This window comes from Acetobacter sp., from assembly GCF_052102375.1.
In the GTDB taxonomy this organism is placed as follows: domain Bacteria; phylum Pseudomonadota; class Alphaproteobacteria; order Acetobacterales; family Acetobacteraceae; genus Acetobacter.
The window spans coordinates 46,910-59,224 of record NZ_JBQDXI010000010.1; the positions used below are offsets into that span (position 1 = coordinate 46,910).

At 51.4% G+C, this 12,315-nt stretch carries 24 protein-coding genes and 1 tRNA gene; 7 read left to right on the forward strand and 18 right to left on the reverse strand.

What is annotated here, in order from left to right; translation table 11 throughout:
* Positions 1–33: 33 nt before the first annotated feature.
* Together ACTIDN_RS06270 and ACTIDN_RS06275 are read right to left on the reverse strand one after the other, a co-directional pair.
* Positions 34–531, reverse strand: coding sequence for a GAF domain-containing protein (locus ACTIDN_RS06270; RefSeq protein WP_441376377.1), 498 nt, complete (start codon positions 529–531; stop codon positions 34–36).
* Positions 532–555: 24 nt separating this feature from the next.
* The gene (locus tag ACTIDN_RS06275; protein ID WP_441376378.1) at positions 556–1,026 is read right to left on the reverse strand and encodes a hypothetical protein; all 471 of its coding nucleotides are present in this window, start codon (positions 1,024–1,026) and stop codon (positions 556–558) included.
* 304 nt (positions 1,027–1,330) lie between these two features.
* Here ACTIDN_RS06275 and ACTIDN_RS06280 point away from each other — a divergent pair.
* Together ACTIDN_RS06280 and ACTIDN_RS06285 are read left to right on the forward strand one after the other, a co-directional pair.
* Positions 1,331–1,407: transfer RNA gene (locus ACTIDN_RS06280), tRNA-Arg, on the forward strand.
* Positions 1,408–1,567: 160 nt separating this feature from the next.
* Positions 1,568–2,770 carry a tyrosine-type recombinase/integrase gene (locus ACTIDN_RS06285; RefSeq protein ID WP_441376379.1) on the forward strand — a complete coding sequence of 401 codons (1,203 nt, stop codon included), beginning with the start codon at positions 1,568–1,570 and terminating at the stop codon, positions 2,768–2,770.
* A gap of 4 nt (positions 2,771–2,774) precedes the next feature.
* On the opposite strand, the gene ACTIDN_RS06290 is transcribed toward ACTIDN_RS06285, so the two are convergent.
* The 14 genes from ACTIDN_RS06290 to ACTIDN_RS06355 all read right to left on the reverse strand — a co-directional run bounded on the left by ACTIDN_RS06290 (position 2,775) and on the right by ACTIDN_RS06355 (position 9,799).
* The gene (locus ACTIDN_RS06290; RefSeq protein WP_441376380.1) at positions 2,775–2,993 is read right to left on the reverse strand and encodes a helix-turn-helix transcriptional regulator; all 219 of its coding nucleotides are present in this window, start codon (positions 2,991–2,993) and stop codon (positions 2,775–2,777) included.
* Positions 2,994–3,243: 250 nt separating this feature from the next.
* Positions 3,244–3,762: a hypothetical protein gene (locus tag ACTIDN_RS06295; protein ID WP_441376381.1), complete on the reverse strand. Its 519-nt coding sequence runs from the start codon at positions 3,760–3,762 to the stop codon at positions 3,244–3,246.
* On the reverse strand, positions 3,759–4,361 hold the full coding sequence (locus tag ACTIDN_RS06300; RefSeq protein ID WP_441376382.1) for a hypothetical protein: 603 nt from the start codon (positions 4,359–4,361) through the stop codon (positions 3,759–3,761). Before ACTIDN_RS06300 ends, ACTIDN_RS06295 begins: the two co-directional genes overlap by 4 nt.
* A 376-nt stretch (positions 4,362–4,737) precedes the next feature.
* A complete protein-coding gene (locus ACTIDN_RS06305; RefSeq protein ID WP_441376383.1) occupies positions 4,738–5,193 on the reverse strand; it encodes a hypothetical protein in 456 nt (151 codons plus the stop codon).
* Positions 5,190–5,534, reverse strand: a complete 345-nt coding sequence (locus ACTIDN_RS06310; protein ID WP_441376384.1) for a hypothetical protein — start codon at positions 5,532–5,534, stop codon at positions 5,190–5,192. Before ACTIDN_RS06310 ends, ACTIDN_RS06305 begins: the two co-directional genes overlap by 4 nt.
* Entirely contained in the window at positions 5,516–5,761 is a 246-nt protein-coding gene (locus ACTIDN_RS06315) for a hypothetical protein (RefSeq protein WP_441376385.1), read from the reverse strand. Before ACTIDN_RS06315 ends, ACTIDN_RS06310 begins: the two co-directional genes overlap by 19 nt.
* Positions 5,758–5,991 (reverse strand): hypothetical protein, encoded by a 234-nt coding sequence (locus ACTIDN_RS06320; protein ID WP_441376386.1) that lies wholly within the window; start codon positions 5,989–5,991, stop codon positions 5,758–5,760. Before ACTIDN_RS06320 ends, ACTIDN_RS06315 begins: the two co-directional genes overlap by 4 nt.
* Positions 5,992–5,996: 5 nt before the next feature.
* The gene (locus ACTIDN_RS06325) at positions 5,997–6,221 is read right to left on the reverse strand and encodes a hypothetical protein (RefSeq protein ID WP_441376387.1); all 225 of its coding nucleotides are present in this window, start codon (positions 6,219–6,221) and stop codon (positions 5,997–5,999) included.
* Positions 6,218–6,532 (reverse strand): hypothetical protein, encoded by a 315-nt coding sequence (locus tag ACTIDN_RS06330; RefSeq protein ID WP_441376388.1) that lies wholly within the window; start codon positions 6,530–6,532, stop codon positions 6,218–6,220. Before ACTIDN_RS06330 ends, ACTIDN_RS06325 begins: the two co-directional genes overlap by 4 nt.
* On the reverse strand, positions 6,529–6,663 hold the full coding sequence (locus ACTIDN_RS06335; protein WP_441376389.1) for a hypothetical protein: 135 nt from the start codon (positions 6,661–6,663) through the stop codon (positions 6,529–6,531). The genes ACTIDN_RS06330 and ACTIDN_RS06335 overlap by 4 nt, the downstream gene beginning before the upstream one ends.
* Positions 6,664–6,803: 140 nt before the next feature.
* Positions 6,804–7,358, reverse strand: a complete 555-nt coding sequence (locus ACTIDN_RS06340; RefSeq protein WP_441376390.1) for a hypothetical protein — start codon at positions 7,356–7,358, stop codon at positions 6,804–6,806.
* 57 nt (positions 7,359–7,415) lie between these two features.
* Positions 7,416–7,820 carry a hypothetical protein gene (locus ACTIDN_RS06345; protein WP_441376391.1) on the reverse strand — a complete coding sequence of 135 codons (405 nt, stop codon included), beginning with the start codon at positions 7,818–7,820 and terminating at the stop codon, positions 7,416–7,418.
* A gap of 125 nt (positions 7,821–7,945) precedes the next feature.
* Entirely contained in the window at positions 7,946–9,010 is a 1,065-nt protein-coding gene (locus ACTIDN_RS06350) for a 3'-5' exonuclease (protein WP_441376392.1), read from the reverse strand.
* Between the two features lie 9 nt (positions 9,011–9,019).
* Positions 9,020–9,799: a S24 family peptidase gene (locus ACTIDN_RS06355; protein WP_441376393.1), complete on the reverse strand. Its 780-nt coding sequence runs from the start codon at positions 9,797–9,799 to the stop codon at positions 9,020–9,022.
* A 54-nt stretch (positions 9,800–9,853) separates the two neighbouring features.
* On the opposite strand from ACTIDN_RS06355, the gene ACTIDN_RS06360 reads away from it, so the two are divergent.
* Complete coding sequence (locus ACTIDN_RS06360; protein WP_441376394.1) at positions 9,854–10,078, forward strand: transcriptional regulator; 225 nt, start codon at positions 9,854–9,856, stop codon at positions 10,076–10,078.
* A 246-nt stretch (positions 10,079–10,324) separates the two neighbouring features.
* On the opposite strand, the gene ACTIDN_RS06365 is transcribed toward ACTIDN_RS06360, so the two are convergent.
* Complete coding sequence (locus tag ACTIDN_RS06365) at positions 10,325–10,564, reverse strand: hypothetical protein (RefSeq protein WP_441376395.1); 240 nt, start codon at positions 10,562–10,564, stop codon at positions 10,325–10,327.
* 1 nt (position 10,565) lies between these two features.
* On the opposite strand from ACTIDN_RS06365, the gene ACTIDN_RS06370 reads away from it, so the two are divergent.
* Positions 10,566–10,895 carry a hypothetical protein gene (locus ACTIDN_RS06370; RefSeq protein ID WP_441376396.1) on the forward strand — a complete coding sequence of 110 codons (330 nt, stop codon included), beginning with the start codon at positions 10,566–10,568 and terminating at the stop codon, positions 10,893–10,895.
* Here the strand turns inward: ACTIDN_RS06370 and ACTIDN_RS06375 are convergent.
* On the reverse strand, positions 10,879–11,151 hold the full coding sequence (locus ACTIDN_RS06375) for a hypothetical protein (protein ID WP_441376397.1): 273 nt from the start codon (positions 11,149–11,151) through the stop codon (positions 10,879–10,881). The genes ACTIDN_RS06370 and ACTIDN_RS06375 overlap by 17 nt on opposite strands.
* A 93-nt stretch (positions 11,152–11,244) precedes the next feature.
* Between ACTIDN_RS06375 and ACTIDN_RS06380 the strand changes: the two genes are divergently transcribed.
* From ACTIDN_RS06380 to ACTIDN_RS06390, 3 genes are all read left to right on the forward strand, one after another.
* Positions 11,245–11,724, forward strand: coding sequence for a hypothetical protein (locus ACTIDN_RS06380; protein WP_441376398.1), 480 nt, complete (start codon positions 11,245–11,247; stop codon positions 11,722–11,724).
* A gap of 137 nt (positions 11,725–11,861) precedes the next feature.
* Positions 11,862–12,005 carry a hypothetical protein gene (locus ACTIDN_RS06385; protein WP_441376399.1) on the forward strand — a complete coding sequence of 48 codons (144 nt, stop codon included), beginning with the start codon at positions 11,862–11,864 and terminating at the stop codon, positions 12,003–12,005.
* The gene (locus ACTIDN_RS06390) at positions 12,005–12,199 is read left to right on the forward strand and encodes a hypothetical protein (RefSeq protein WP_441376400.1); all 195 of its coding nucleotides are present in this window, start codon (positions 12,005–12,007) and stop codon (positions 12,197–12,199) included. Before ACTIDN_RS06385 ends, ACTIDN_RS06390 begins: the two co-directional genes overlap by 1 nt.
* Positions 12,200–12,315: the final 116 nt, after the last annotated feature.

Here is a 12,315-nt window from a genome sequence, read left to right on the forward strand (position 1 = left end):
GACCTGACTGTAACTCACCAGTCTGAGTGGCCCTTAAAACGCCAGAGGCAAAGGCACGTTGCCTGCGCGCACAGCTTTGACAACACACGCTACCACAGCCTCAAGGAGCGCCTGCTCCTCTGCGCCAAAACGCGCCTTAACAGGGCTATCTATATCCAACACCCCTAGCAGCACGTCATCAACAACCAAGGGCACAACAATTTCAGACGCAGAAGCTGCATCACACGCAATATGGCCGGGGAAGCTGTGCACATCTGCCACGCATTGCGTTGTCCGGCTTTGAGCAGCGGTACCACACACCCCTTTGCCTAGCGGAATACGTGTGCAGGCTACTCGCCCCTGAAAAGGACCAAGCACCAGTTGCCCCTGCCGAAACAGGTAAAACCCAGCCCAGTTGACCTGTGGCAGCGCTTCAAAAACCAGAGCCGCCACGTTAGCCAAGGTGGCTATCAGGTCAGTCTCGCTCTCCGTCACGCCCTGCACGGCGGACAGCAGATCCTGCGGCGTCAAATTATGGGCTGGTGCACTCATAAAAACGGTCTTCCTGAAAAAATATCAGCGGCTTTTCAGCAGGTCCGGCCCGCGCAATGCAGAACGGCTGCATACGGCAGACTGAAGATTAGGTTTGAGAGTTGTAATATCAAACATGGCATTATGGTCCAGCATCAACCGGCCAACCCCGCCCCACGCATAAGCCGGGTCTGTACTAACGCCATCTCGTGCAGCAAGTTTGCGGCCTAGAGACCGTACAGTGGTGTCCTTTACCAGTTTATGCTCATAGCAATACGCCATCAGGCCTGCCACATTGGCGGGGGATGCGTGTTCAACTGTGGGAATACCATCGTAATCCAGAACACCCGGCGCAACATTCACCGCCGTCATTGGTGGGGATACTGCTGGCACTTTCAATACTGGACCATGAAACGGCGTTTGTGCCATGGCGGCCCCTGCGTTGCCCAGCACGGCTACACACCCTGAGAACGCCAAGGCGGCTACCAGTTTAAATGCTGATCGTTTTCCAGACATGTCTTGCACTCCTACACTTCATTCTGGCCCAGCATAGGAACAGTTTACCCCTACCAGCAAGGGCTTGCACCCCATAGCAGCCTTTCAGACAGAGTGCGCGACCAGTACGCTGCTGGCTCTAATTTTATGGTGTTTCCTCTCTTTCCCGACAGCTTGCATCTGATGCGGTACCTGTTGAGCCATTCATCGCTCAGATATAGTACGCCTGCTCCATGTTATCATGGTAGCGTTTAAGCGCTTTATTGACGGGGCGGTATTTTAGCCCCTTGGCAGCCCGCCACCTTTGCGCTAGGGAAAGGCCAATGGACCCGTAGCTCAGCTGGATAGAGCGTCGCCCTCCGAAGGCGAAGGTCGAAGGTTCGAATCCTTTCGGGTCCACCAGCCATAATTGACCATCATTGCAATAGCCTGCATTTTCCCGCAGAAAACCTTTGTTTTGTCATTTTTGTTCCTGTTATGTTCCGTAAGGTTCTGACATGCAAGGACGCGGGTTTAGGGGGTACAATGCGGGGTACGATTTTGGGATGTGGGGGTACGGCCTGTGCTGACTGAATTGGAGATTCGCAATCTACAACCGCAGGCTAAAAACTATAAGAAGTCAGACGGTGAAGGCCTGTATCTTCTTATAAAGCCAAACGGCGTTAAGTCATGGCGCTTTAAATACCGCTTTGCGAAAAAAGAGCTCGTTCTAGTTTTTGGCAATTATCCGTCCGTCAGTACAAAGCAGGCACGACTTCAGCGCAATGAAGCCAAGAAAAGTCTCTCTGAGGGTATAGACCCCAGTTTACTACGGCGGCAGAAGCGGGCTGAGGCTGAAAACCTGAATGACCGATTTCAGGTCGTGGCGGAAGCTTGGCTTGCACTGAAGGGTGAGTCCTGGTCCGCTAAATACAGCGGGCATGTGCGTTCCAGTTTAGAGCGCATGGTCTGGCCAAAGCTGGGACAGCTTTCACTTAGTTCTATCACAGCCCCCATGATCTTGAGCGTCATTAAGTCTATTGAGCGCAGGGATGCGAGAGAGACAGCGCACCGCGTTTTGCAGCGTGTGTCTGCTGTGTTCGTTTACGGCATGGCTTGCGGCCTGACCGACACGAACCCTGCCGAGTCTGTGCGTGGCGCTCTCAAGCCAGTGCGGCGTGCGCGGCAACCGGCGATAACGGATCTGCATGAGCTGCGGGAAATGCTGCGTACTCTTGAGCGCCTGCCTGCGCACCCAATTACAATTCTTGCTATCAGATTTTTAGCAATCACAGCAGTTCGTCCAGGCGAGGTTCACGGGATGCCCTGGCATGAATGGAAAGGTGATTTATGGGAAATTCCGGCTGATAGAATGAAGATGAAGCGCAGTCATACTGTGCCGCTGTCACGTCAAGCTATTGAGATTTTACAAACCGCGCAGATTCTCACGGGCCGGGGGCCAATGGTGTTCCCGAATACCCGTTGGGCGCATCGCGCTATGAGTGAAAACACACTCAGCTATTTTATGAAGCGGGCTGGCTATGGCGGCATTCATGTGCCGCACGGTTTCCGCGCTTCGTTCTCTTCAATAATGAATGATCTGCACCCTGAATATCGGGGCGTTATAGACTTAATGCTTGCGCACGTCCCGGCTAATGCTGTTGAGGCGGCATACAATCGCGCTCAGCATGTTGAGGCCAGGCGGAAGCTGGCTCAGGAATATGCAGATTTATTGCTTGAAGGCTTCCCGCCCCCAAGTGATCTGTTGGGGCGTGAGAGAAAATAAACTCTTACGCAGCATTCTTTTGTGTCCGGCGTGTGTCCAGCCACGCAGTAACTTCGGCTTTGTCCCACCTAATGCACCGCACGCTCAGTTTGTATTTAGACGGAAAGCCCTCTTCATCGCACAATCTGTAAACAGTACGCTCTGTTACTCCAAGCATTGCGGAAACTTCTTTAATACTGAGTAGTTGCGGCAATGCTTGTGCTGTTGGCTCAATCATGCCCATTTCTTTCTTCTTGCTGCTAGTTTCTGGCTCTTTTTCTGCTGTGCTGGCGTCTCGTCCCCTTCGCCAAACCAGAAATAAACCGGGAACGTTTCTTCATCCCGCGCGTGCATAAAATCAGCGCCTATGCGGCACCTTCGGCCTTTTGCGTCAAAGCAGATAGGGTTTGTTCCGCCAATCCATGATGTGGCCTTATTCACCCACGTCCGAAAGCAAGGAAAGTGTCCGTCTGGCTCACGTTGCGGTTTCTCGCTCACGCCGCACCGCCTTCCATGGCTTTATGAGCGACGATTATTGCGGCCTCACAGTCTGTCGTTACATCGCTGTGTATTATGTCGCACCGCTCGCCATCATCCCCCTGAATTGACACCCATCTGCCATTTTTTACTTGATAGGAGGTCATTCTCTCTTCTGTAACGCGCTCCAGCGCAGCAGAAGTTTTGGTGACAGCCTCCCGCAACCGCGCAATCTCAGCATCACGGGCGGCTAGGAGTGCGCGGGCAGAAATAATAGGCGTTGCCTCGGCAACACGTTGTCCTTTTTCTGCGTAATGGCCTATCTGATCAGGGCTAATAAACTGCCAGCCAATGTTGTTATTTTCTATCAATCGGGCGTAACCGAGGCTCTCCAGCTCCCCGCCAGTGACAGGGGTGCCGATGGCAAGGAGATTTTCTGTCATGCTCTTCTTGGGATTGCAGATTTTGGCAATCTGGCTTTCGTTAAGCATTCCATCATCAAGAGGCACGAATACGCCTGTGGTTTTGTCGGTCATGCTGTTTCCCACTCTGTTTTTAAGATCTGAAATCTGCCGTTCACGCCGCCATTTTCGGGGCGAAATCGGCCAACGCCAATCATCATTCCAGCCTCTTCTAGGTACTCCTGAAACACATCTTTGCTCAGATCTTCTTGGAAGATGTGAAACGTCAAAATTCCGCCCCAGCTATCAATGCGGGGGAATGTCCGCATAACGCGTGCGCCCTTACCTGTGGGGTCGCCAGTAGCGGAGCAGAGAAAGCTTTCCGGGATCAGGTCATCACGGGTCATGTCCAGAATGAGTGGCGTATTAATCATAATGCCCGCTTGGACAATGCTGGAAAAAGTTTTGTTGCCTTTGCCTGAAACTTTTCTGATGGTCAGTTTTGCCGAGGATGTCAGTGCTTTTTTAAAAGCCATGAAGGGAATAAACACTTTCCCTGTCCGTGCATCAATATGGGCCTTGTTGCGCCACTGAGCCGCCTCCCAGTCTTTGTGCGTATATTCCTTGGGCTTATCCTCCATTGGTTTTGATGGTGAATAAGGGGAAACCCCTTTGATGGTGACATTACATTTGCGAATGATCATTGTTTTGTCCTGGTAGGTGGTGGGAGGCATAATGCCTCCCACCTATCTTTGTGCTGTGGTGCGTTGTGACGTAAAGTATCGCGAAGTGGCGTGTCGCGCCGTGCGGCATCGAGGAACGATAAGCACCGTCCCGGAGAACAGAGCCTCGGCCCTGCTCCCCGTGGCGTTGCATTGTGTTGTGGTGCGCAGTGGCGTGTTGTGCCGTAGCGCGTATCGACGTGGAACGACGTGGAACGATAAGCACCGTCCCGGAGAACAAGACCGAAGCCTTGCTCCCCGTGGCGTTGCGTTGTGGGGTGATGTGTCGTGACATGAAGTGCGGTAACGCGTCATGTGGCACCGTGGAACCAGACGGTTCCGGTCTTCCTGCCATCCAGCCGGTAGGCCGCAGCCGTCCTGTTTACAGTCATAGCGTTACCTGTGGGTCGGAATTTCCCTTTTGGGTTTGTGTATTCTTTCGCGGTTTGCTGGCAGTTTGAATAGCTGCAATAATCCCGCGTGTTGCATCATGCTCAAGCGCTTGAGACTGGTTCAGGTCATGCCGATCGGCGGTATCCATAATCTCCGCACCCTTTTTTGCTGCATTCCTGATGCGTTTGATCTGCCCTTTGCCGCGTTCTGCTAGATCTTGAGCAGGTGTACGTTGCAAGCCAACATTATGAATGGTGGTAAAATCGCGCTTATGCTTTCTGCGACAGATTGTTACAGATTTTTCCAAAAAATATCGGTGTTTCCGCTGAACATCGTGATTAACTAATGATTGTAGCTCCTTATATGTGATGATTTGGCCTACTTGAATATCAAGAAGCGCAGTGACCAAAAGATCTGTAACGTATGATCTTTCGAAGTCTGACTTACTCACGCTGCCACCCCTCCCTCTATCTCTTCCCAAAAGCTGGCTTGCTTTGCCCAGCCTTGGATGCACATTTGCCCGTCTGTTTCGTCCAGTTCGCATTCATCAAAGCGAATTATCCAAAACCTGTAGTCTGTTGCGTCTATTCTGTAGAAATCGCCTCGTTTCTGCACAATGACTGTCCAGAGGCTTATCGGGCCTGTTTCTTTGCCAACATAGACCGGCTTGCCGCGCACTGTTTCTCGGCACACATCGTCAAAAACCTGTTGGCTGCTGTCAGAATTATCTGTCAGCACGGCCCGGTAACGTCCTTTTCCTGCTGCTGTCAGGGCTATGTGATATTTCTGCATTCCTGCTGTCTTTCTTGCAGCTCGGCTGCGGCATCCCACCCACGCGGCGTCAGGCGGTAGTGCCAGCGGTTTTTAATGCGCAGCCGGTCAACCAGCGGCACGTTGCCACCCACTGTGTTGCACAGTGCGCTGGTGTGTCCTTCCGGATAAATGTATTCACCACGCGGGGCTTTTGCGAGAGCAAGAATACCCGCTTGTTGCCCGGCAGGTAGCTGCTGCACACTCACGCCGCGCACTCCCGCACATTCAGTATCCAGCCAGCCAAGCCCCGTGCCCGGTTGCGTGCGTGGTGGGTGCGCAATGCAGCATCTACCATGCGAATTTCCGTCTGCATTGCGGCGGCCATTCCGGCAATATTGAGCAGCATTGCATTGCGCAAAGCGGGGTCTGTTACTGTGTTATGCACCGCCTGCTCTAGTTGTGCGCGGTTTTGTTCAAACTGTGTAGAAGACTGCATTTTTTCTATTCCTGCTTGCCTGCAAGTGCCGTAACAACCGCGCTATCTAGGCGGGCGGCGTCTTGCAGTGCGTATGCTTCTGTTTCCAGCACGGACATAACCCGTGCCCATGCCGCTGCGGCTTCCGGGCAATCATCAGTGCTGGCTATTTTGAGCAGATGAATGTTGCCGGACATGCCGATCATTGCACGGGCGTGCCGCATGAGTTCTATGCTTTGCGGCTGGCTCATGCTCTCAGGCCTCGCTTGCGCATAGCCGCGTTCCATTCGGCATTGATATGATAAGAATTGAACAAAGCTTGCCGCTTTAGGCTGTCAGCAACAGCGTCAACGTCAAAATCATCACTAACAGTGCCGTCCACTATCAGTGGGTAATGCTGCATGAGGTAGCCGGTATTGTTGCCGTAAATATCAAGCAGCACGCGGCGTGACCGTAGCGCTGCATCAGTAAGAGACCGGGTTTGCCCACGGCTATCTACAATCACGTAGCGGCGCACAAAAACGCCTGTGCTGCGGGGTAGGTTTGCTGGGGTACTGGTCATGCTGCACCGCCGCAGGGCTGGCAGGGGCGCATGTTGCCAAACACCCCTGCGCCTTCCATCATCAGGCTTGCAACAGACTCGATGAGGAAACTGATGAGCGACAAAAAGCCGCCAGCTAAAGATACAGGCAAGCCTTCATTTGTGCCCAGGGACTCTATTTTTGAGCAGCGCACAGGGCAAAAGGGCGCAGACAACGGCGGACTAACTATAGGAGACGTGCCAAGCGATGTAGAGCAGGTGACCGCCTTGGCCAGAGACCTGTCCCGCTTTTTTAGAAAACCAAAGTTGTAATCAGCCCGCACAGGAAGGCTATTGCAGGCATGGCCAGCAGAAGAACCCACGCTACGCTCACAAACTTGCCGCATGTGGCTATCAGTTGGTCGTTCCTGTGCAGCGCATTGTTCAAGGACTTCAGGCGTTCCAGCGTTATATAAAGCGCTGACGCTTCTGCTGGCGGGTGCTCTATCAAGTGCAGCCACTGGTCGGGAGAAAGGCCAGCATTTGCCCAATTCCGCACGCGCACTGCCTGAAAGGCGCATAGCACGGCGGCTGTTGTCAGAACAAAGCCTGCGGCTGCTGCGGTGCGCTGTGACATGTGTAGTGTTGGCGCAAACACCACGCCCCCAAAAACCACGCTCAACGGCAAGGCCCATCCAATAAGGGATGTAGCTGTTTTGCCCAGACTTTCCCTCGACTTGTCGGTTTCCGCTAAGGCAACCTCGGCTGTTTTCAAAGCCTCTTGCGCTGCCCAGTAGGGGAAGGCTTCCCCCGTTGCGCCCACATCCGGCCCGCTGTTGGCTTCCATGCTCACCTCTTTTTCCGTCATGCCAGGCGCGTCCAAAATGCTGTGTGTGTTTATGCATGTTACAATGCTTGGTGGCAGTCATGCTGCACCGCCTTGCAATGCCTGATCATACCTTGGGCCAATAGCGGAAATTTCCCGCAAAACGGCATCGTTAAAAATGCCTGCAAATGAGTCTGTAGGTAGTCGGGGGTAGCCAGCTTGACGGTAAGCGTTGAACACACCGCAAACCGCGTCCATCGCAATCAATTGAGCAGAAGACCCATCTGGTTTCTCGAATTTCTCTGCGGCCCGTACCCAAGAGCGCGTCATCTCATATGGCACATAGAGCCTTGCCGGAAATTTAGCTGGCCCCATCGGCAGGCTGCTAAGCAGTTCTATTGTCAGCTTGTAGAAATTCAATTCCAGTGCAAACAGGACAGAGTGCGGGGCTTCACCTTCCTCATCGTCTTCTGCTTGGCTGTCAGTTGTAGTGTTGTGTGCCATTCATTCCTCCATCGCGTGGTGGCGATGAGGGACACTGTGCGTTTTTTCCGCACAGCTTGCAAGCTTAAAAACCGCACAGTCTTGTTATTTTGAGTCTTGTGCCAAGCCGCTTGCCCTCTTAGCTCTCAAATTCCAAGGAGGACTTTATTTCTTTTTTTTATGTTGTTACGGCGTGGGAGTGGCCCGTCTGGCCTAGGAGGAGGCAAGATAAAATTAGTGATAGTGGGAATATTGAGTAGGGGGTAAAGCTGTTGAATATTTATATTGCTCATTGACTTTAGGTAAAGACACATACACATGGCAGCATCCTCAGCCGCATCGTGTATCCCACTCGATCTAGTAATCCCTACGGCATCAGCGCATGCGGCAAGACTGCCTCCATGCATTTCCATCGTGCAAGCCGTATTTAATTTCCCAATTTCAATTCCTGCTCTAGAAAAGGCATTAGATAGAAATCTTACGTCAAATTTCACATTATGAGCGACTATTAGATCGCTTTCTTTTATCAACTCTAAAATTTCATCTGCTTTTTGCTCGAACAGTTCCTGATGCCTTAAAGTCCAGTCATCATATCCGTGAATTTTCTCGGCAATAGGGTGGCTTTTTTTACATGGATCAAAAATGCAGTGGAAAGTCAAATACCTAAATTTCTGGGTTTCTTGACTTTCTTCAGCATATAAAAGAAAAATACCAATGCTAACAATTGCATCGTTGCCGTGAAGACCTGTGGTCTCTACGTCTAAAAATAGGGGCTTTTTACTTCCTTTAATATAAAACCTGCTTTCGGATAAAATCCCTCTTTTTATTTGCTCATTATTGCTCGGTTCATTATCGTAAATTTTTTCTAATTTTAGATTTTCCTTATTATTTTCTTGTCGCCCCCCCTGATCCATTTCAGCCATATTTGTTGTTTCTTCATTTTTTAACTTATTATTCTCTGCACAATCATGGTGTTTCTGGGTAGGCTCTTCTAAGTGACTGTCTCCATTAGGTATCAAGTCCTGCGATCCATCTTTGTGTTTATTATGCACAACCGTTTCTCGCTTAGGGAGAGCCCACACCACCATTCCTGATGCTATTGGCAATACAATTCCCATAATAGCCCAGCCAATCCGATGTCTATTGGATTTCCAAGCTATGAAGTAATTAAATGCTATCGAAATAATAAAAAAACCTAAAATGTATCGCATTTCTTTTTCCTATTTCCAAGTCCATTTTCCCACAACTCTTCCATTAATAATAACATCTGAAAGATATGCTTCATCTGATGGGTAAGTAGGGTTTACGCTAATAATCCGCACTTTCGGTGGGTCCGATCTAGGGATAACTTGAATCTGCTTGATAACAATTCCGAGCCCATTCCAAATTACATATAGACCGTCGGGGGTCGGCACCTTGTGATCGGTATCAACAAGAACGCGATCTCCTGCGTTCAGCTCAGGTTCCATAGAATTTCCAGACACCCTTACGATGGCTAGATTTTCCGAGTTAGGAAGGTAGCTCTCAATATAATTTTTGGGAATTTCCCACGCACCCAAAACCACGTTCCCTTCGGCCAACCCGCAATGTTGATCAATATACGAGCCAACTCCAGCCTGAGGAGACACATCAAACTCTCGAATGTGAAGGGACGCTCTATTTTTGCGGGAAATCTTACTGGCGTTCTCGGCACGATCTACGGCGGCTTTAATTCCGTCTTCATCTGCCGATACTCCGGCAAGAGACCATACCTCATTGGCTGTAATGGGAGGTTCACCGTGGTCAACTAACAATGGGAGTATATTTTTCACCATTGGAATTGGAAGAAACTCTTTTTTAAAGGTCGTTTCGTATGTCCTGTAAGAAGAGTGCTTATCATCGTAGCCCAATGCTTCCGCAAACTCTCGGACGGTGTATCCGGCGCGATTGCGGAGTGCCTTAAGCCGTTGGGTTACATGGAGTTCTGTCATTTTTTTATATTGTGCGATTCCGTCGCACATGTCAGTGCGTAAATTCCGCTTGCGTTTTGTGCGTAAAAAACGCACAGATGACTTATGACTATTATCCGTGACGCCATTGCTGCCATGGGAGGGACGCGTGCTGCCGGGCGGTTGCTTGGTCTTCCGCCCTCGACCGTCCAAAGCTGGAAAGCAAAAGGTCGTATTCCGGCTACGCGTGTTTTGGCAATCGAAGCAGCAAGCGGAATAGCGAGACATCTTCTGCGGCCAGATATTTTTTCTGAACTCAGGGATTTAAGTGATGGGGAAAAGGCAGCATGAAAACTCATAACGCTACCAGTACGCCCGCGCCTGCTGCCTGTCAGCCGGATGTTGTCCGTGAGGGTATATTGTACCGTGCCGTAGCTGATCTTCTTGGGTGCAGTAACGGTAAAGCGCGGCGGTGCGTTCGCGCCGGCCAGGTGTTTGTCAATGGCCTGATTGAGGAGGATGAAAACCGTGCCGTTACTTGCAATGATAGCATCGGCATAATTTCAGCAAGGCGGCACGGTGCGAGGGCGTTAGGTGTTACGACGCGGGGCCGTATTTTCCCATCAAGTGATGATGCGGGGTCTTGATCATGTCAGCCAATTCCTGCGCGGCTACATTCTCTGCGTGCATCATCTCCTCGTATCCCGGCGCCATGCTGGCAAACGCAGTTCCGTTTCTTTGGTCTGCCCCGCGGGCATGGTCCTCAATCATGCTCAGAATGGCGTTTTTGTCCTGCTCCGGCATCCGTTTGATGACCTCAGCTAAAACGCGTTTCATAATGCTTACGCGCGACCATTGGATGTTTTCCCAGTCTTCATCGTTCATAGAATCGTCCCTTGTTGGGGTTGTTGGAGACGCAACAGTGGACGGTACGGGCAGCGGCATGAAAACTCATAACGCTACCAGTACGCCCGCGCCTGCTGCCTGTCAGCCGGATGTTGTCCGTAGGGGCTTGGTCCGCTGCGCTGTGTCAAAACTCCAGCGCAGCGGGGGCCGGGTTATCCAGTGGTTTTTGCGGCCAGAGCAGGAAAGACAGGCTGAAATAACAGCACCAGTTTCCAGCAAAATAAAGAAATTGGAAGAAACCCTTATTAAAGGTTTTCGCTAATGTTTTTATATTTCTTAGAAAGCTCCAGCGCAAATTCCTTGTATTCTGCATTCTGCGCAGCCACTGCTTGCTCCTCTAATTCTTTAGCGGCGTCTAAGGCTGCTTTAGGTGGCGCGTTTCTAATCAATGCCTCGATAAGAGATGTTTGCGCCATCACCGCAAAGTTCATCTTTTCTAAAGAGCCCGCCAAGCTTTCAAGGGTCTCCCATATCTCGCGTAGTTGTGGTGGCAAGCTGCTGAAATCCATCTTTTTCATAGAATCGTCCCTTGTTGGGGCTGTGGAAAGCACGACAATGGACGGTACAGGTAGCGGTAGCAATACCGCTGCCTGCTTTGCGGGGGTGCGTTCATGACCAATATTGTCGCATCCCTCAAAACCGCCGTTATCACCGCTCTGGAAGCTTCTGGCGGTATAGACAGTGTAGAAAAAAGTGTGCGGGTCGGGCGTAGCCAGTTGGGTGAATACCGCAACCGCAACAGCCAGCTCATGGCTCCGGTCGATGTCGCGGTAGAAATAGACCGGCTTGCCCAGCACCCACACATTTTATCTGCCATGGCAGCCGCTGAAGGCTACCGGCTCATTCCCATGCATTTTGGGGAGGGTAATATTCCGCGTGATCTGAGCAAATTTGCTGCGGCTACGAGCGATGTTCTGCAAGAGGGCCTGCAAAGCCTGGAAGACGGGCAAGTAGACATTGCTGAGGCCCACACAGTTCTGCGCCACGCGCAGAAAGCTGGGCTTCAGCTTGCTCAACTTGAGGCTTCCATGCGTAAAATAATTGATGACGGCAAGCCACATGTTGTCTTTCCAGCCGTGAGGGAGGCGTAATGCAGCCCCTCTATCAGCACCTTACTCCCCAGATAATTTCTATGCATGAAAGTGGCGTTTCCAGCCGGGAAATTGGGAAACGGCTTAGCATACCCAGAACGTGCTTAGGGCGGATTATACGCAATCACCTGCGATCCTTGCGCGATGCTGCAAATGCCAGCGCCGCTACTCAGCTTCATGTCATGCAGCTACCGCGTGAAAACGGGGCAATTATTCCCAATCATGAAGTGCCATTGCGCGGTTTGTGGCGTGGCTTGGAACGCTGGCGGGATCTGCACTGATGGCAAACCGTCCTATCGCCTGGGAAGCCAGAAATTACAGCATGGACCGCTTACTGCGCCGCTGGGCAAATGCTGGCGTGCCTGTCCGTGAGCAAGCCAGAGAACTCGGCATCTCTCAGGAATCCATCTATAAGCGCCGCTCTGCTTTAGGTATTCGGCGCAAAAGCAAGCAGGAGCGCAAAGCTCATGTCTAAAGACGTAGTCCGGGTACGCTCTTTTGGAGAGCGTAATATAGCAGGGCGGCACTATATCCAGCCGCGCCCGCTCAATACGGTAGCTCTCGCACGGGGGCACAAAGTTCGTCCAGATC